At 39.6% G+C, this 19108-nt stretch carries 17 protein-coding genes; 10 read left to right on the forward strand and 7 right to left on the reverse strand.

Going from position 1 to position 19108, the window contains the following annotated elements:
* Positions 1 to 39: 39 nt before the first annotated feature.
* Complete coding sequence (locus tag Q4600_RS01730) at positions 40 to 1266, forward strand: hypothetical protein (protein WP_303512351.1); 1227 nt, start codon at positions 40 to 42, stop codon at positions 1264 to 1266.
* A gap of 282 nt (positions 1267 to 1548) precedes the next feature.
* A complete protein-coding gene (locus Q4600_RS01735) occupies positions 1549 to 3075 on the forward strand; it encodes an MFS transporter (RefSeq protein WP_303512348.1) in 1527 nt (508 codons plus the stop codon).
* 78 nt (positions 3076 to 3153) lie between these two features.
* Here Q4600_RS01735 and Q4600_RS01740 read toward each other — a convergent pair whose 3' ends face one another.
* The 4 genes from Q4600_RS01740 to Q4600_RS01755 all read right to left on the reverse strand — a co-directional run bounded on the left by Q4600_RS01740 (position 3154) and on the right by Q4600_RS01755 (position 8931).
* Positions 3154 to 3786 carry an acetate uptake transporter gene (locus Q4600_RS01740; protein WP_303512345.1) on the reverse strand — a complete coding sequence of 211 codons (633 nt, stop codon included), beginning with the start codon at positions 3784 to 3786 and terminating at the stop codon, positions 3154 to 3156.
* 635 nt (positions 3787 to 4421) lie between these two features.
* Positions 4422 to 6791 carry an OmcA/MtrC family decaheme c-type cytochrome gene (locus tag Q4600_RS01745; protein WP_303512343.1) on the reverse strand — a complete coding sequence of 790 codons (2370 nt, stop codon included), beginning with the start codon at positions 6789 to 6791 and terminating at the stop codon, positions 4422 to 4424.
* 381 nt (positions 6792 to 7172) lie between these two features.
* Positions 7173 to 8132: a LysR family transcriptional regulator gene (locus tag Q4600_RS01750; RefSeq protein ID WP_102529829.1), complete on the reverse strand. Its 960-nt coding sequence runs from the start codon at positions 8130 to 8132 to the stop codon at positions 7173 to 7175.
* Between the two features lie 76 nt (positions 8133 to 8208).
* Complete coding sequence (locus Q4600_RS01755) at positions 8209 to 8931, reverse strand: pseudouridine synthase (protein WP_102529830.1); 723 nt, start codon at positions 8929 to 8931, stop codon at positions 8209 to 8211.
* Between the two features lie 123 nt (positions 8932 to 9054).
* On the opposite strand from Q4600_RS01755, the gene glnD reads away from it, so the two are divergent.
* From glnD to Q4600_RS01790, 7 genes are all read left to right on the forward strand, one after another.
* Positions 9055 to 11703, forward strand: coding sequence for a [protein-PII] uridylyltransferase (gene glnD / locus Q4600_RS01760; RefSeq protein WP_303512338.1), 2649 nt, complete (start codon positions 9055 to 9057; stop codon positions 11701 to 11703).
* A gap of 31 nt (positions 11704 to 11734) precedes the next feature.
* The gene (locus tag Q4600_RS01765; RefSeq protein ID WP_102529832.1) at positions 11735 to 12253 is read left to right on the forward strand and encodes a YcxB family protein; all 519 of its coding nucleotides are present in this window, start codon (positions 11735 to 11737) and stop codon (positions 12251 to 12253) included.
* A gap of 150 nt (positions 12254 to 12403) precedes the next feature.
* Positions 12404 to 12664, forward strand: a complete 261-nt coding sequence (locus Q4600_RS01770) for a hypothetical protein (protein WP_303512335.1) — start codon at positions 12404 to 12406, stop codon at positions 12662 to 12664.
* Positions 12665 to 12842: 178 nt separating this feature from the next.
* A complete protein-coding gene (locus Q4600_RS01775) occupies positions 12843 to 13718 on the forward strand; it encodes a MipA/OmpV family protein (protein ID WP_303512333.1) in 876 nt (291 codons plus the stop codon).
* Between the two features lie 2 nt (positions 13719 to 13720).
* A complete protein-coding gene (locus tag Q4600_RS01780) occupies positions 13721 to 14137 on the forward strand; it encodes a DUF3019 domain-containing protein (protein WP_102529835.1) in 417 nt (138 codons plus the stop codon).
* Positions 14137 to 14850: a winged helix-turn-helix domain-containing protein gene (locus tag Q4600_RS01785; protein ID WP_102529836.1), complete on the forward strand. Its 714-nt coding sequence runs from the start codon at positions 14137 to 14139 to the stop codon at positions 14848 to 14850. Before Q4600_RS01780 ends, Q4600_RS01785 begins: the two co-directional genes overlap by 1 nt.
* A gap of 17 nt (positions 14851 to 14867) precedes the next feature.
* The gene (locus Q4600_RS01790; RefSeq protein WP_303512328.1) at positions 14868 to 16121 is read left to right on the forward strand and encodes an ATP-binding protein; all 1254 of its coding nucleotides are present in this window, start codon (positions 14868 to 14870) and stop codon (positions 16119 to 16121) included.
* A gap of 125 nt (positions 16122 to 16246) precedes the next feature.
* Here the strand turns inward: Q4600_RS01790 and Q4600_RS01795 are convergent, their stop codons facing one another.
* The gene (locus Q4600_RS01795; RefSeq protein WP_102529838.1) at positions 16247 to 16552 is read right to left on the reverse strand and encodes a DUF1289 domain-containing protein; all 306 of its coding nucleotides are present in this window, start codon (positions 16550 to 16552) and stop codon (positions 16247 to 16249) included.
* Positions 16553 to 16787: 235 nt separating this feature from the next.
* On the opposite strand from Q4600_RS01795, the gene Q4600_RS01800 reads away from it, so the two are divergent.
* Positions 16788 to 17330 (forward strand): DUF4136 domain-containing protein, encoded by a 543-nt coding sequence (locus Q4600_RS01800; protein WP_303512325.1) that lies wholly within the window; start codon positions 16788 to 16790, stop codon positions 17328 to 17330.
* Between the two features lie 65 nt (positions 17331 to 17395).
* Here the strand turns inward: Q4600_RS01800 and Q4600_RS01805 are convergent, their stop codons facing one another.
* Together Q4600_RS01805 and Q4600_RS01810 are read right to left on the reverse strand one after the other, a co-directional pair.
* Positions 17396 to 18544 carry an HlyD family secretion protein gene (locus tag Q4600_RS01805; protein ID WP_303512323.1) on the reverse strand — a complete coding sequence of 383 codons (1149 nt, stop codon included), beginning with the start codon at positions 18542 to 18544 and terminating at the stop codon, positions 17396 to 17398.
* Positions 18545 to 18546: 2 nt separating this feature from the next.
* Entirely contained in the window at positions 18547 to 18930 is a 384-nt protein-coding gene (locus Q4600_RS01810; protein ID WP_102529841.1) for a DUF3302 domain-containing protein, read from the reverse strand.
* Positions 18931 to 19108: the final 178 nt, after the last annotated feature.

Here is a 19108-nt window from a genome sequence, read left to right on the forward strand (position 1 = left end):
TGAGCGATTAATCCGTAAAAATAACAACAAGGTTCACGGATGAGAAAATGGATTTGGATTTTACTTATATGTAGCAACACCACTTTAGCTGCTGAGCATAGTGTTTCAGCCATTATCGATACAAGGCTCAGTCATACACAAGGGATAGATTCTTATGCTAACGGCGGTTTAGGAAAGTTTCGTTTCGATGAGGGCAACCAATTATCATTAGCTCAAGCAGGACTAACCTATAAAGTCGATTGGGAAAACCCACTTTCAGCTCAAGTTACCGCTAATGGATATATTGATGGAACTCGCGATGGTATAGGACTGACAGAAGCCTTTATCAAATACCGAGGCCTGCCCTTGGATAATGGGCTTAGATTACATGCGAAATTAGGCTTAATGTACCCGAGTATTTCACTGGAAAATATTGCCACTGCTTGGTCTTCTCCTTACACGCTCAGTTACTCCGCTATTAACAGCTGGCTAGGAGAAGAATTTCGCCACCTTGGGGCTGAATTAACTTTAGAGCGTCTTGGAAAGTTCCACTCTTCTATGCATGACTTTTCAGTTTCGGCAGCGATATTCCAAAATAATGATACTGTCGGAGCCATGCTAGCTTGGCATGGCTGGACAATAAGTTCTAGGCAAACCCTTAGCCACGAAACTTTACCCTTAAGTAATATGCCAAGCCTTGATGGGGGCAGCCTTGATGAACAAGCTAGAGATTCGGACCCTTTTATTGAGTTAGATAATCGCTTTGGCTATCACGTACATGCTAAATGGAAGATTAAAGGAAAAGGTGAATTTTCTTTTGGTTACTACGATAACAACGCCGATACCACCATTGTCAAAAATGGCCAATATACCTGGTTAACTCAGTTTTACCATGCTGGGATGAGATTTCGACTTCCATACAAAATTGAGCTTATCAGTCAATTTATGAATGGGGATACATTAATGCAATCACCACAGGCCATTGATGTGGTGAATAATGAGTATCAATCAGCCTTTTTACTGTTAAGTCGCCGTTGGGATAAGCACCGTCTCACAATGAGAGTAGAACATTTTGATGTCACTGATAATGATCTTACGCCAGATGATGACAATAATGAAAAAGGCCAAGCTCTGACCGCATCTTATCAATATCGATTATTAAAAAATTGGTTTATCCAAGCCGAGTATAATTATCTTGATTCAACACGCCCTGCTCGCATTGAGCAGAATTTACCTTCAACGTTAACTGAACAGCAATATCAACTGGCTACACGTTGGTATTTTTAATATTTCGGACATATTCTATTGCAGCTATCAATTTCATTAGTATCAATCACATTACTTTGACGCCAAAAGGCATCTGAACTGCTGATTAACGGGTATATTGAAGAACGGACGCTCAAAATTAAAATTTGACCAATTCGATGTTTTTCTATTCATTTTGTTTGCCAAACATCCCAATATCACAACTAGTCTAACTTTCTGTAACCGTTCCTTTGGTAATTCCTTACAAATTAGGTAAAGTGTCAGCCGACCTATGTTAATAATAATCATAATAAAGGGTGACATATGAGTGAAAGTTCACACTCGGGTAACGACCTAAGTGAAGTAAAACAGCTAGGCATGTGGGCGTCCATTGCCAGCTTGAGCTATATATTTTGGATAGTGGGCGGCATGGAGCTGGTTGAGCGTATCGCTTACTATGGCGTTAAAGCCAGTGCGGGGTTATACGCTAAAACACCAGTTTCTGAAGGTGGTTTAGGGATTAGCCTAAGCGACTATGGTGTCATTATTGCGATATGGGCAATGATGCAAACCTTCATTCCCGTGTTTACCGGCGGTATTTCTGACCGCGTCGGCTATAAAGAAACCATCTTTGCTTCCACCATAATCAAAATTATGGGCTATCTAGTGATGGCTATGTTTCCAAGTTTTTATGGTTTTTTGATAGGGGCAATTTTGCTCGCTGCGGGTACCGGGGTATTTAAGCCAGGTATCCAAGGTACCTTAGTCTTATCTACAGGACGACAGAATACATCAATGGCTTGGGGGATATTTTACCAAGTGGTCAATATTGGTGGTTTCCTTGGTCCGTTAGTCGCTGTACATATGCGCCAGCTATCCTGGGATAACGTGTTTTATGCCTGCGCAGCGATAATTTCATTCAATTTCTTGTTTTTATTGGCTTATAAAGAGCCAGGTAAAGAAGAAAGACTTGAACGCAACCGCAAAATTAAAAGCGGCGAAATTAAACAAGAAGCACTGTGGCGTGATGCTTTACACGAACTTAAAAAACCTGTGGTCATTTACTACATGTTAGTGTTTGCTGGCTTCTGGTTCTTATTTAATGCCCTATTTGATGTATTGCCGATTCATATTGCTGAGTGGGTTGATACCAGCGTGATTGTGACCTCTTTATTTGGCCCTGAAGGTACTTCTAATGGCTTCTTCCAGTTTTGGTTAGGACTCGATAATACAGGCACAAAAGTCATGCCAGAGGGAATGCTTAACCTCAATGCCGGTATGATCATGACCACCTGTTTCTTAGTGGCTGCGCTTACTGCGAAATATCGGATTACCACCGCTATGTTAGGTGGTTGCTTATTGAGTATTTTGGCATTTGTATTGATAGGAGCTACCAATGCAGCTTGGATGATTGTTTTGGCCATTGCGCTTTTCTCTTTTGGCGAAATGATGATTAGCCCTAAGAAAAATGAGTTTATGGGTAACATCGCCCCTGAGGGCAAAAAAGCCATGTATTTAGGCTTTGTAATGCTTCCGCAAGGGATAGGCTGGACACTGGAAGGTTATTTCGGCCCTAAGCTATATGAAATGTATGCATCGAAAGAAATTTTCTCTTTGCAGCTGTTAGGCGAACGAGGTATGGATGCAGCAAGTGTTGCAGCAATTCCTCAAGGTGAAGCCTTTAGTACACTAGTCGCGTACACTGGTGAACCAGCACAAGAGCTAACAACATTATTGTATAACACACATAATATCGGTATGGCGTGGTACATCATTGCTGCTATTGGCACTATCTCAGCTGTGGGTATTTTCTTGTACGGTAAGTGGTTGTATCGTCTGCAGCAAAGCTAATAAACAGAGTTAAACCCAAACAAAAAAGCTGACCAAAAGGTCAGCTTTTTTATTATGAACCGAGCAATTAAAACGTAATTAAGCTGCTTTTAATGTCTCGTTAGTGTCTGCTACAGAGACAACTTGAGATTGCTTTAGCTCGCCAACAGGTAAAATCACCCGGCCATATTCAGCGTTTAATACTTGTGCCATGGCAAAATAAATTGCACTTGCGCCACAAAAAATGCCTTCAAAACCTGCAATCGTACCTATTAGTGCTGAACCGGTGAAATCACGGGCTGCAAGTAGGAAAAATAATATTGTTAATGAACCAAATACCACCTGCTTAGCACGAGGGTAACGCAATGAACCGACGAACATAAACGCAGTAAATACGCCCCACAAACCTAAATACCACCCCATAAAGCTTGCAGGACTTGCTTGTGAAATGCCCATTTCAGGCATAACTAACAAGCCCACTAACGTTAACCAGAATAAACCATAAGAAGTAAATGCAGTGGTGCCAAATGTGTCACCACGCTTGAAACACATCATGCCAACAATCACTTGACCAATACCGCCATAAAATATCCCCATAGCAAGGATCATTGCATCAATCGGGAAAAAGCCCGCATTGTGAATGTTCAATAATATGGTGGTCATACCAAATCCCATTAAACCTAAGGGTGCTGGGTTAGCTAATGGTTGAGATACTGGTAACGGTGTCGACATGGCTTGCTCCTAAATGATACTCACTGAGTATGGGCAGGTTTTAATGTAGGGCTAGTGGGTAGATAAATCGGCATAAAAGCCCGCTATAAACACAAACATTAAGATAAGTTAATTAAACTGCGGCGCATTGTAAGGAAGCAAACGAAAACAGACAAATTGGCAGTAAAAGACCATGATTAGCAATTTTTACAGGACAATCGTAACTCAGCTTTAATTGCCAATATGAAATTGACACATATAAAACTCTTTAAATACAGATAACTGAATGATTTCGAGTGAATAATAATTGGTATCAGACCTAAAACATTCAACTGACAAAATACAATACGCGTGCTCTTCACAATCTGAAAATAATCACTTCTCGTCAGTTGGGCTTAAGTCACATTTATAAACAATGGTTGTCTTGACTCACAATTAAAGGGGTTTTGTGTGAATAAACGCCTTTGTAAAGTCAGCTTGTAATGATGAATAATTGCTCAAGTTCACATTATCAAACATTAGTTAAACGATGATGCAATGAACTGACTAATGATCGTTTTAGCAAAAGAAAAAGGAGCCCAGAAGGCTCCTTTTACATTTATCTGCATCTTGCAGGACTACAGAAAAATGTTCACTTTACAACTTAACATTTAAGACTAGTGAGCTGCACCAGAATGCATTACATCAACACCGTAAGTTTTACCTTCAGCGTGACAAGTAGAACAAGACTCAACTGGTACATCAGCGGCAGATTCAACGCCATCTTCATAAACTGTCGCGCCATTACTCTTAAAGTGAGCTAACGCTGCTGCACCTGAGTGAGCATGACAAGTACGACAAGCTTCTGTTACTGGAGAAATGTAATTAACAGTAGCTCCGTAATCATTACTTTCAGCGATTGCAGTGCGTCCAGACGTTAATTCACCGTCACCAGCAAAGAAGGTCATGTCATCACCGTTTGAATCGACATCTTTATGACAAGCTTGACAGTCAGTTTTAGATGCAGGGTAATTAACCCAAGTTTCACCATCTTCACCTAAGTAGATACCGCCGCCTGTGCTACCCGCAAACATACCACTATGGAAACGGTGAGCTACAGTTGCTAAATCACGGTTGTAGTACTCTAAACCTTCAATTAGTTCAAATGTAGGTTCGCCATCTTCGTCAGTACCAGCTTGCTTATAAACATCGGCATGATACGAACCTGGATAGTTATTGTTGTGACAATCTGCACACTGAGTAAAGTCAGTCACACCATGGCGAGGGGCTTTAATGTGAGACATGTTGTCATGACAAGCATTACACTTAGCTTCATCAGCACTAGTGCGATCATTCATCGCTTGTGTTGGCATGGTGAAGTTTTCAAGTGAAGAAGGCACAAAGCGTAAATTTTCTTCTGTTTCAACACCGACAGCTGCAACATCGTCAAACATGAAGAACTTAGTCACGATATTAGCTGGAATAGCGATTTCACACTCTTCATCTGTGCCTAAAGTCGTTCTATCAATGACCATACCTGACTCAATGTCACCACACATGTTGAACTCAGAACTTACTGATAAGGTTTTTCCGTCAAGAGAGTTGGCATCAATAGCTTGAGATAAAGTGAGTTTACCGCCAGTAGTAACAAATAAACCTGAACTAGTATCAAGGCTTAAACCACGAACATAATCACCATTTTCATCTAAAGTACCCATCATAATTGCATGAGCATAGCCTTCAGCAGCTAAATAATCGGCTAAAACGGTACCATCTGCAGGTGTTTCGCCATTGATCGTTACGTCGACAACAACAGTTAATTGATCAGCTGCAACTTCAGCAGACATAACATCAAATACAACACCGTCTTTTAACGTTCCACGAGCACCCACTGCGTGAGCTTCAACTGGGCTCAAACTACCAGCGCCATGACAACCTGAACACGATGCATCACTTTCTGGCACGATACCACGGTGATTATCGCCAGTTTCGAAGTCAACATCCGTATGACAAGACACACAAGCTTCAGCGTATACATTGTCATTCCATTGTGTGCCGCTATCGTGACAAACTGTACATTCGTTCAATTCTGATGGGAAGCCGATCTCACCAAACATCTCTTTTGCTTCGCCGACTAAATCTAAATGATGACCTGCATGAAGAGTATGGATCATGGCATTCCAGTTCGGGTTATAACCTTTTTCTGGATCGTTTTGATCAGCTGCATATGCCGGGTTATGACAGGCAACACAATTTTCAACTTTTTGGTAATTGTGGTGAGCTTCGATGTTGCCAATTCGCATATCATCTTCAGCAAAACCATCTAATGCACTATGACACTGAATACACGCTGCATTTGAAACCGAATCTTTGTTTGATACAGCAAGCTCGCCAGTTGCAGGAATATAATCCAATGGCTTAGTCAGTAGCTTATCTGAAATACCATTACCGGCATCGTCAGTAATATCGTATGTACGAACCATTACTCGATGTAAACGGTTTGCATCGCCATTTGCAAGTACAATTGGCGCATTGCCATCATGTTCCCAAGTACCAGTATAAGTACCTGGGGTTTCAGTATCTTCGACTAATGTACAGGCATCGACTTCATTGCCCCAAGATGTTGTAGTTCCGGTTAAGCTACAATACATGCTATAGCTAAAGTCATTTTCAAGTCCGTGACTTTGCCAAAAATATGGGCTGCCGGTATCGGTAGTATTTGGCGCTTCATTCATCACGTAAAGCGCAATTTTTTCTAAGCCAGAAAATGGTAATTCTTTACCTGCACTGTTTTTTCCAGTGACAGTGAATTTAACCGAGAAATCTTCTGTTCCTACTACCACGATATCTTCAGGCGCTAATGTCAGCATAAAATCTGCAGCAGAATTAACGGTTTCAACAACATTCCCCGCTGGAGCACCCGGTTCGCCAGGGGCACCAGGTTCGCCTGGTGCGCCATCTTGTCCATCATCACCATCACTACACCCGGTTAACCCGATAGCTGCCATTAAGGCAACCGCGAGTATCGACTTTTTATATGTTCTCATTATCGTATCCCTTTATTTTTAGGTATTTGATTCTGCTTTAGCAGTAACCTAAATATAAAAGATACCTCTTTAGATGTATTATTCTTGTATTGCATTTGTGACTAGAATTGAAAGATGCTTACTACAAAATTTTACAATTCGATTTTGGTAATTTCTATATCTAAAATCCAGATTACTATCAATGTGATACATTCAAAAAACATTGATTTAGATCATATCAAAAACAGAATAAAACCGTCTTAAGAACATTACTAATTGAAAGCGGTGGCTGACTTTTACAGTTTTTCAGCGCTAAAAAGAACATCAAAAAAGATGAAAACCAAAAAAAACGAAGAACTAAGTTCTTCGTTTTAAATGTCTAACTAAAGATGAATGTCTTGATTATTGGACAACTAACTCAAGAACTGAATCGAGGATTATTTTGCGACTTGTTTCACAATAACGCCTGTACGGCAATCCTCTTTCAATCAAATTGTACTCAGGTATAAGGCTGTTACCTACCAGCTTTTGCCTTTCATACGCAGGTAATTTCTCCACGCGAAGGTCGGTAAAGTTTACTAACGCATTAGACTCAGCTGTACTCATAAAGCTGATACTTCTCATTGTCAGTAAGTGACAAAACCACTCTTCGATAGACTTTACTCTACTAACGTTTGGTAGCTCTACTCCGAGCTGACGGCAAAATATCTGAAATGGATCCAATTTATCATTAAACCCCTTACCTTCGAGAATTAAAAAATGATGGTTAGCGACATTATCTAGACTAATATGACTGCTATCCCAAATTGAGTGATTTCGTCTCGCTATGATTGAAGTCGATAGTGATGTTCCAATGACTTCAGACTCTAGTTCTGAAATGGCAGCAGGACCAAAGTTGATGCCTAAATCAATATCACCTTGATGAATTTGCTCTTCCGTATTTTCATCCCACATATGAATTCTAACTTTCCCCAATTGCTCCATGATCTCTTCACGGCCTAAGCTCATTGACAAAGAAGTCATAATGATTGGCGTTACGGCGATATTGAGCACTTTTGACGAGTTGGTATTGTTGCCCTCGCAGGCAATTCGTTCAATATTCATTGCCGACTCACAAAAATCGCAAATTGGTAGGTATAAATGTTCAGCTAATGCGGTGGGTTTTAGCCCCTGCTGACGCCGGTAAAATAATTCATCATCAAAAGTTAACCTTAATGTTGTTAAGCAACGACTAATTTTAGGAGCTGAGACGTTTAGCTGTCTGGCAGCAAGGTTAGCAAATCCAGTTTCGTAAATAAGTTTAAACACCATTAAACTGAATATGTCTAATTCACTGATTTCTTTTAGCGCTTTTATGTCCATTAGATAACCTAAAAAGATACATTCATCAAAACATATCATGAACAATGTAAAGATTTATTGATCCGCCCCCAAACAATTAAGTTTCAATTAAGCTTTCTGTGACGTGCACCTCAACCTCGTCTAAAGGCCGATACTCGCCCTGTTTCAAGGCGTTATCTAACAAAATGTTACCAATGGATTCTCGATGAAGTGCAACCACAGGGTTTCTAAATCGACCAAACATTCGTTTTATTTGATGATATTTACCTTCTTGCAGAGTCACCCTTGCTTGAAATTCTGACACAACCTCAAGCTTTGCAGGTTTAGTGGTGATGTCTTCATAACCAAAATACATTCCGTCACTAAAGGCACTGATATAGGAATCGTCAATTGGATTAGCAAGCGTGACAAGGTATTGTTTATCAACCTTTGTTTCAGGCGCCATTAGCGCTTGCGACCATTGACTGTCATTGGTGATTAATAATAACCCTGTCGAATTTAAATCTAAACGTCCAGCGATATGCATTAGCTCAAAATCGATGCCATCGAGTAAAGATAATGCCGTCGGATGAATATCATCTTTAGTTGCACTGACAACCCCTGTCGGTTTGTTAAGCATGTAGTACTGGCGAGAATGTTGTTGTAAGCCATTTCCATCTAATAGGATTTGGCTAAATTCATTAATCTGCTTATCAACCTCTTTACAGATTTGTCCATCGACTTGCACCCTATTTTCAAGCAATAGCAACCTAACTGCTTTTTTAGAAACCTGTAATTTCTGAGCGATGAATTGGTCCAGTCGACTTCTTTTACTACGCATAAATAATTTGTTCTCATTTAACTATTTAAAAGAATTAACTTATTCTTATTCATTTTATCGGTTCGTTTGAGTTAATAAACCAGATCGAATACCCTGTTTGTGGGCAAAACAATAAGGAGTAATATGTCTTTGCAACCAGCTTATCCGATTTTACAGCCAGAAATGAGTATTGTAGAGCTTAAACAAGCCATTACTGAGTTTGATACCTGGTTAGAACAACAAATCAGCAGTTGTTCTATCGCAGAAATTCTGCAGCACCGAGCGCAGTTTTTCGACATATTACTAAACCACCTTTGGCAAGCCTTTCAATTCGAAACCGACACTATCTCCCTCAATGCTGTCGGTGGCTACGGTCGCAAAACGCTTCACCCTTTTTCAGACATAGATATTTGTATTATTCACGATGACGATTTATCTGCGACTGATGCCAGCACGCTAAGTGATTTTTTAACTCAATTATGGGATTTAGGCTTAGATTTGGGCCATGCTGTCAGGCGTTTAGATGACACGTATCTAGCCTGCAGTGAAGATGTCACCATTGCTACTACCTTACTTGAAATCAGACATATTTGCGGCCACGAAAACCATCAACACCAAGTCATTAGTAAGCTATATGGTGAAACCGTCTGGTCAAGCGAAGCATTTTTTGTGGCTAAATATGATGAACAAAAAGGCCGTCACAATAAAGCTCAAGGCACCGCATTCAATATTGAGCCAAATTTAAAAAACAGCCCTGGTGGTATGCGTGATATTCAAACCATCACCTGGATAGCAAGAAAACATTTCTCCATTGATGACCTTAAAGATTTGCGCCGGCTCAAATTTTTAACCGATGATGAATATGCCGAATTAATGGAGTGTCAAAACTTCATTTGGCGAGTGCGCTTTGCACTGCACCAAGCCTCTAACCGACCTGAAAACCGGTTGTTACTTCAACATCAAGCAGAAGTCGCTCGTCTGCAAGGCTTTGGCGATAGTGGCAATATCGCTATTGAAAAAATGATGCGTCAGTTATTCAGAGCCATGAAGCGTATTCGCGAACTTAACCTGATGTTAATGGCCTATTTCGAACGTGAAATCGTGCCGCAGAAAAAGCCTGACATAATTCAAATAAATGAAAACTTTCAAATTTACAACGGTCAGATACATGCTGAAAATCAAGATGTATTTATTGACCGTTCACAAATCATGTCTATGTTTAACTACATTGCTATCCATCATGAGAAAGTCACTGGGATAACGCCTGAAACACTAAGATTGCTTAGACAAGTGCGTCGACGTTTGATGGGCGATTTACAAGATTACCAGGTGTGTCGCGAACTTTTTGTAAGCTTATTTAAGAACCCTCATGGCATGGGTTTAGCGATAACCTTAATGCATCAGCACGGTATTTTAGCGTCATATTTACCCCAATGGCGTGAAGTCGTTGGTCAAATGCAGTTTGATTTATTTCATGCCTATACAGTCGATGAGCATACTCATAAACTGCTTAAAAACTTGTATAAATTAACTCAAGATACCGTCCCAAGCGATCAAAAATTAGCAGCGGATATTTTTGAACGTTTTCAAGCTAAAGAGTCCATCTTATTTGCTGCATTATTCCATGATCTTGCTAAAGGCCGCGGTGGAGATCACAGCGAATTAGGCGCAGTAGATGCTAAGTTATTTGCCAAATTCCACGGACTTAAGACGTCCCAGCAACAGTTAATCAGTTGGCTAGTTGAGCAGCATTTATTAATGTCTATCACCTCTCAACGTATGGATATTCACGATCCTGAAGTGGTTAAAACTTTTGCTAAATCTGTAGGGAGTATTACCAAACTTGATGCACTGTATTGTCTAACGGTTGCAGATATTCAAGCGACAAATGATGACTTATGGAATGACTGGAAAGCCAGCTTACTCACTGACTTATACTTTGCAACACGTAAAGCTTTACGTAATGGCCTTGAAAATGTATTGCAATTAAGAACTGTAGTCAGAGAGCATAAACAAGAAGCTTTAGGATTAATTAACGCTGATGAAACGCAACTCGTTGCTGTTAACCGACTATGGAAACGCCTACCGCTGTCATTTTTCAGTAATGCTATTCCAACAGAAATAGCTAAATATACGTTGGGCATTTTAGAACATGAGTCAGCCTTTGAACATCAGTTATCCTCTACAGAAGAAAATGTCACTGAGCCGCCATCATTAATTATACTTGATGACAGTAGCGTAAAAGGTTGTAGCGACGTCTTCGTTTATACCAAAGATAGACCTGGGCTGTTTATTTCGCTGTTTAACACCCTGTCGACACTAAAAATATCGGTTAACCAAGCGCAGATATCTAAAACCAAAGATGGTTATGTTGTTGAGGCATTTAAAGTGCTCGATTTTGACGGCAAGCCTATTTTTAGTGACCAAAGACGCAAACAAGTGACTAAAAAGCTACGCCAAATATTAGATGACAATATGTCACCACCTAAAAACCGACCATCAAGACACACTAAAAACTTTGACAATAAACCGACAATTGAATTTATTCATTCTAAAAAAGCAGATAGAACTCTAGTACATATATTGGCATTAGAAACCCATGAGTTTATGGGACAAATTGCGAGTGCATTCAGAACGCTGGATCTCAACATTCACTCTGCAGCAATCAGTACGGTGGGTGAGCGTGCGGATAATGTATTTGCCTTATCTAACCAGCATGGGGCCCAGTTAACTGAGTTAGAGCAAATAGAGTTACAGGAAAAATTAGTCAAATCGATCACTTCAACCTTATAATTGCGCCATTAAAGTCGATTATGAGTGCAATATGTCAACTAGCAATACACCATCTACTTCTGAAACCGATAACTTAACTGATATCGGTTTCAGTTTTTCTCAAGAATACATTTTAGATAAATCTCATTTCGCAGAGACATTTGATCAGTCAGTCGTCATCAATAACAGTCCCAAGCGATATTTAAAAGCTATCGCCTTTATTGTGGCTGGCTTTTTAATGACTCAAACTGACGTGTCGCCTTACCTTGCATACTTCTTTATTGGTCTTGGCGCTGTAGAGGGACTACAAGTTCGTTTCAATCGTGCATGGTGGTTAATGAGACAACTCATCAGTAAATCTGCCAATAACCCGGTAACATTAACCATCAGTGAACAAGGCATCCATTCTAAGTCGGCTTATATTGACCATTTACTAAAATGGACTGATATCGTTCGCGGTAAAGAAACTGAACAGGGTTTCTTATTAACCACTGAAAAGCTTAAACATTATGTTTCTAAACGCTGCCTAAATGATGCAGCTATAGCGTTTGTGCAACAAAAACTGAACTAATTTCGTTTTCTTTTGACTAAATAATTGCTCAATTAACAAGCGAAAAGATTAAACAGAACAAGTTTGAAAAATTAATCATTAATAATAAGTTCCCATAAAGGACAACCTGCAAAGGTCAATCGATAAAGGTCAATCCATAAAGGTCAATCCATGAAAAAACTATCTATAATAATCTCTATTTTGACTGGCACACTTTTGAGTCCGATAGCTTTTGCCAATAATGCTGAAGCACCAAAAGAAACCTTAATATCGCTCACTGATGCGTGTACTAAAATGGCCAGCGAAGAACAAATTGACTCGATTGAAAAGCAACAATTTGTATCTGATTGCGTTAATGCACAATTGATTGAAATGGGTTACCAACGCCAAGAGGCGATAGCAAAAACAAACTTATCAAAAGAGAATTTATAACCATTAAAAACATAGTGATACCACAAAATAACATCCTAGGTAACACCATTCACACTCGACACTCATAAGTATCAGTTTGTATCAATTTATTTAAAGCAATATTTCCGACCTTAATTTAATGATAAAGTCGCACTCATTAGCTGTTTTATTTTTGATATAAATAGGTCGTTTGTTTTTAATGTATCGAATTTTTGTTGTTTTAATTATCTTTTTCCTAGCAGTTGCACCAGCAATGGCAGATGAACCTTGTCAAAGTGAAGGTGATTGTATTGCTGTGGGCGAATGGGATATCAGTGTAGCTTTTGGCTATGGTAACAAAACAAACCCGTTAACGAGCTACGACGACATACCTCTTTATGTAATACCATCAATAGCTTACTATGGTGAAAATTGGTTTTTCGATAATTTTAATTTCGGTTATACACTAACCGAACAAGAAAATTTCACCATAAACCTAGCCACAAGTTATAGTGATGAACGAGCCTATTTCTATCGTTGGGATCCTGCAAATATTTTCCTACCCCAATCAGTAAATTTCGATACCACAGAAGACTTACCACCCATAGGTAGTTTTGGAACTCAGGATGTTAGCCAACCTCCTGTTTTAAATGAACTTGAAAGTAGAAACTTCACCGTATATGGTGGGGTAGAACTTTTCTGGTATGGCAAATTAGGTATATTAAAAATTGCTGCTGCTCATGACTTATTAAATGTACATAATGGTCAGGAAGTGGATGTAAGTTGGACTTACTCACTTGCGGTTACTGATTGGCGCTTTGATTTAGCCTTGAAAACAACATGGAAAAGTTCAGAAGTTATTGACTATTACTTTGGTCTTAGAGCCAGTGAGAGTGCATACTGGAGCGAAGAATACCAACCGAGTTCTGGTTGGAGTAATTCAATAGAACTGACAACGCGTTATAGTATTTCAACTAGCTGGGATTTGCTTCTTGCTGCGCGTTATACCCAATTAGCCGATGAAATAATCGACAGCCCAATTATTGATGAAGATTACTCGAGCTCCTATTTCGTTGGAGCTGCATATAGGTTTTAAGCTTGTTCGTTAAAGAGCAAAAGGTCTATCACTTTTTCGGTATATTAATACTGATTTTTAGTGCTTTCTATGCCAAAGCTGATACGCTTACCGGGCAAGCACAGTTTTCGGCTACCCCACGTTTATGTCTTATTGATGCTGGTGACAGCATTTGTGAAATTGACATTTTGCTAAAATGGCAGCTCGACACTGAACAATTGGTGTGTATCACTTCAAATTACCCATCCATGGCTCAGTGGTGTAGTGACTCAGTTAATGAACACTCATTGCAAATTTCTGTAAAAACAGACAAAAATATTCATTTTGTCTTAATAAATAAAAATAATAATAATGAATTGGCGGACGTACGATTAAAAGTCACCACAACGTCAGAGACGAAAGTTCGTCGACGTTACCGTAACCCTTGGAGTTTATTTTAATGGCAACCCCCCAATCAACTCATAGAGTTTTGTTGGTAGAAGATGATATCCGTCTCGCCAATTTAATTGTGGACTACCTAAAGTCACACGATATGCACGTTGAAGTTGAACGACGTGGCGATACCGTTTTAACACGATTGATTAGTTACAAGCCTGATATTATTTTACTTGATATAATGTTACCTGGACTTGATGGATTAAGCCTGTGTGAAAAACTACCTGATTATTTTTCGGGTCCAATATTATTAATGAGCGCATTAGGCTCTCCGGAAGACCAAATCAAAGGCCTAGAATTAGGTGCTGATGATTACGTGGTTAAGCCTGTAGATCCTAGCTTATTAGTTGCCCGTATCAATAATTTACTGCGCCGTCAGGCACAACCATCAAAACCTGAGTCTCACTGCTTAAGTTTCGGTAAATTAAGTATTGACCCTCATACACAAGCGATTCGTTTAGGTAACACTGAAGTTGATCTTACTAGTCATGAGTTTGAATTATTATGGCTACTTGCATCGCAAGCAGGACAAGTATTAAGTCGTCAGTACATATACCAATACCTGCTTAATATCGACTTTGACGGTAAAGATAGAAAAATTGATGTGCGTATTTCTCGCTTACGTAAGAAATTAGGCGATAGCATCGAAACACCATTCAGGATCAAAACTGTATGGGGACAAGGTTACTTATTCGCGCCAGAAGCGTGGAATAACTAATCGAGTTATAGAAGACTTTGAAAAGACTCTTCATCAGCCTATACCTATTATTAAGCCTAAGCTTTTTGGGTATAGGCTGGACATTAGATAGCCTCTGGCAGCAACAAGTTGAAGAAAACGACAATATTGACTCACCTTTAATCGCCTTTGCCTTACTCCTAGCTCAGCAGCCCAAAGCTGATCGCCAGCATCAGTTAAATCTCATTAATAATCAGTTTCCTTATCCGTTGCAGTTGTTCGAAAAAAATGAAATTGCATTAAGTGGGGATGTGGTCTTTTCTACCAATCAAATTATCACGACCACAGCAGATAATAGTCACGAACTACAATTCATCGCTGTAGGTGATCAAGTCCTAATGGCTGGACCTGTGGATATTGATCCCCGTGGACAGTTACGTAACATATTCACTATCGGCTTCTATTTATCCTTAGCTTTTGTTGCTTTAATTTGGGTTTGGCCGCTATCAAAAGATTTAAAAACCTTAAAAAAGGCCACTCAAAATTTTGGCGAAGCCAAATGGAATACCCGCATTGAACTAAATGCCAGCTCTCAAGTTGCGCCGCTTGCAAATACCTTTAACGATATGGCACAACATATCAGTGACTTAATCGATAACCAAAAGCATCTATCAAATGCCGTTTCGCATGAAATTAGAACGCCATTAGCAAGATTGAAATTTGCCCTCGCACTTCTGCCACAGTATTGTCAGCCGAAAAGTGATGAGCAGCGAAGACAAGATTTCCTTGATGAAATGCAGTTAGATATCAAAGAAATGGAAACGCTATTACAGGAGTTACTTACCTACGCCAGCCTTGAAGTTCAACAAGAACCAAGCCTAGAAAAATGCGAATTAATCAGCATGATTGAAGAACTTTCAGCGCGCTTGACGCCACTCAGTGATAAACCAATTAATTTCCATTATGCGAGGAATGAAATGTGCATCATGGCAGAGCCTCCACTGGTAGAACGTGCAATCCAAAACCTTATCACTAATGCACAAAGATATACTCAAACCAGCATTGAGCTGTATTTAAGTTATGATGAAAGGTTAGTGTTTTTATCTGTGGTTAATGACGGTGAAGCGATTCCAGAAGAAGACCAAGAAAAATTATTTGAACCTTTCTACCGCAGTAAGTCACAACATAAAGGCAATAAAGGTCACGGCTTAGGTTTGGCCATTATTAAGCGAATTATGCATCGTCATAAAGGCAGAGTGAACCTAGTGAGTGATGAAGATAACACGTCATTTACTTTGATTTGGCCTAGATAACATTGAAATGTAAAACTTAAGCCTGCGACTGATATCTAAACGCAAGCATAATCAATAACTAACTCAGAAAATGAGCAAGGTTTAAGGGCTACAGTTGAGGTTTTTTTCAAAAAGTCCAAATGTGTTCAGTCCAAAGAAAAATCGCCAAAATCTAATTTATCTTCTTTTTCTTCTTCAAAATCCAACTGAGGATTCACTTTAGCTTGTTGTTCTTTAACAGCAATTTGATGAGCTTTATATTTTGCGTATTGTCGACGACGTTTGCGTTGCAAGCATAAACGAATAATATTGTGCTTTTGCGCATCATTGAAATGGAGCCAGTTAAAACGCTCATCTCTGTTTCTAAGGCAGCCCACACAATAACCGCGCGCATCAGTTTGACACACACCTACACACGGACTTGGTACCGAAAGAAAACTGAGCTGCTCCATATCCTCGCTTTATCATTGAACAATTATTGTTCTAATCTAGCACTAATTTAGTAAAAGGCATATTCGAAAGACCTTAATCATCATATAAATCATAGTTTAATATAGGTATAACATTGGTTAACTAGGCTAAATTGAATTAAGCTATTAACAATAAGACTACGGCTATACCGTCAAAATGATGAAACTTTCCCCAACCTTTTATCGGTTATTAGCAGCAAACACCTTTGGAGTTCCTATGATTTTTCGCCATCTTTTATTACTCTTTTTTATACTCACTATCAGTGCTTGCCAAAGTACCAAAAGTAACTCCGACTACGACACAAAGTACGATTTTAGTCAGTTAAAGAGTTTCCACTTCATTGAAACTCCCGACCAAGGTGACCAACTGAGCGCCGAACGAATTCGAGCCAATATACGAACAACATTAATTGCAAAAGGCTTCACAGAACAAGCACAGCAAAGTGACTTTCTTGTCAGTTATGCCTTTCTCACTAAAGACAAACCTAAGAGTTCAGGCCTTTCTATTGGCCTAGGTACTGGCACTAGTGGTAGTCATGGTGGAGTGGGTGTTGGCACTAGCATGGGCATTCCTATTGGCAGCGACAGTGCTAAAATTCAAGTGATTCAAGTTGATATGATTGATACAAAAGAAAATCGACTAATTTGGCGCGGCACTGATGAATTCGATTTTGAAGCCGGTGGCGATGAAAAAGTGGCAGAAACCAGCAAAACTATCAACCAAATACTCGCTCTATTCCCGCCACAGCCGAAAAGCTAAACTAACTACCAACTAATAATAATAAAAAAGTCCGCAATCGCGGACTTTTTTATATTAGCTTAGTTTTAATGCCCTTCAGCAAACAAGTAGTTCAGCCAACCTTGCATTCGTAGCAATACTTTTCGAATGATCGATACATGAGTGAAATGCTCTGTATATATCGCAGATTGCCCTGCTACGCCCGCAGGTAAATTGGCTAACAATTCATTTTCGTCATCAAGTTCAATAAGCACGAGCGCGCGGCCTCGCTTGAACAACTCATTTGAAGATCGTAATGTGCCACCAAATTGCAACTCGCCTTCAGCCATTGCAGGTAAGACTTTAACGACTCTACCTTTATGAACCACTCCAGGCATAGCATCTAAGATAAGCTCGGCTTCGTCACCTTCTTTTAAACGCAGCAATGAGTTTTGCCAGAACGCGCCAGCAAAATATCTATCTTCATCAGGTATAAATGTCATCGCGGGACGCAGTGGAATAGGCACTGCCATAACACCAGGGCGAAGTGCCATCTGAGTGACAACACCATCTACAGGCGCTTTAACCTCAGTACGCTCAAGATTAAATTGCGCTTCGTCTAATTGAGCTTGAATAACTGCAACATCGGTATTTACGCCATCAATATTCGATTGAAAAGCTAAGCGGAAACGAATTTCATCAGCTTGAGCAGCTTTAAACTGAGCCTCTGAAGCTAAATAAGTTTGGCGCTTATTATCCAGTTCAATTTCAGAAAATGGCGAGTTTTTGCCACCTTTTCGTTTACCTTCGTCATAACGTTCATAAGCTTGCTTAGCTCTATCACGGTTAGCTTCAGCTTGGGTCACTTTGGCAATCGCACTGTCCCACGACGCTTTCAGTTGCGGTACAGCTTGTTTAGCATCTTCCAGTGCGGCCTGCTTTTCTTTAACTTCCGCGATAAAAGGAGTGGGGTCAATTTTAAATAATATATCGCCTTTTTTTACAGGAACATTAGGCTTTACATTTACCTCAACCACTAAGCCACGAACCGCAGGGTTAATTGGAATAGACACAAAGTATTCACGTGTATACTTAGTGTAGGGGTGGTTATAGTTCATCAATACCAATAAGGTACCGATTAATGCTATGCCACCTAAAACAGCTGTGGGGACCGTCCATTTAGTCAACGGGATCTTGAATATCTTAAAAACAGCAACACATAGCGCGGTGTAAGTTAAAATCAGTAACAGATCCATAATTACGCCTCTTGTTGTGGTGTGGTGGTCTCTGTTTGAGACTGCTTGGTTTCTGGAGATTCAAGATTGCCTAAACGTTGATTTAACTGTTCAACTTTTTCCATCAGCTCCCTCACCTCACCTTCGAGGATTAATTCACGCTTTTTGCCATTACTAAACCCCCAGCCTCTATCTTCACGATATAAGGTTGCCCAAATCCATAAAAATGGCCAAATAGCATGCATGGTAAATAAGCTGACCCAGCCAGCAATATGAAGTGCATCTTGTTGTGGGTGATTACGCTTCTTGGCAATCTCATAGGGAATATCATGAATGGCAATCACACCATAGAAAATAACTAATGCTACAAAGAACAAAAGTCCCAAAGCAAAATAATCCAAAAACATATAACTCTCCTACTAGAAGGTAAAGCAAGTTAATCGAACCAAAATAAATCCAAAGTGTCACCCGACAACCAAGCAACACAATTACAACTCAATTACAACCCAATTACAACTCAAAGATAGCATACGCTCAACAATAAAATAACTGTAATACCCTGTTTATTCGCTAAAAAAATAACTC

The sequence above is a fragment of the Shewanella sp. 2_MG-2023 genome (assembly GCF_030548905.1).
GTDB classification, from domain to species: domain Bacteria; phylum Pseudomonadota; class Gammaproteobacteria; order Enterobacterales; family Shewanellaceae; genus Shewanella; species Shewanella electrodiphila.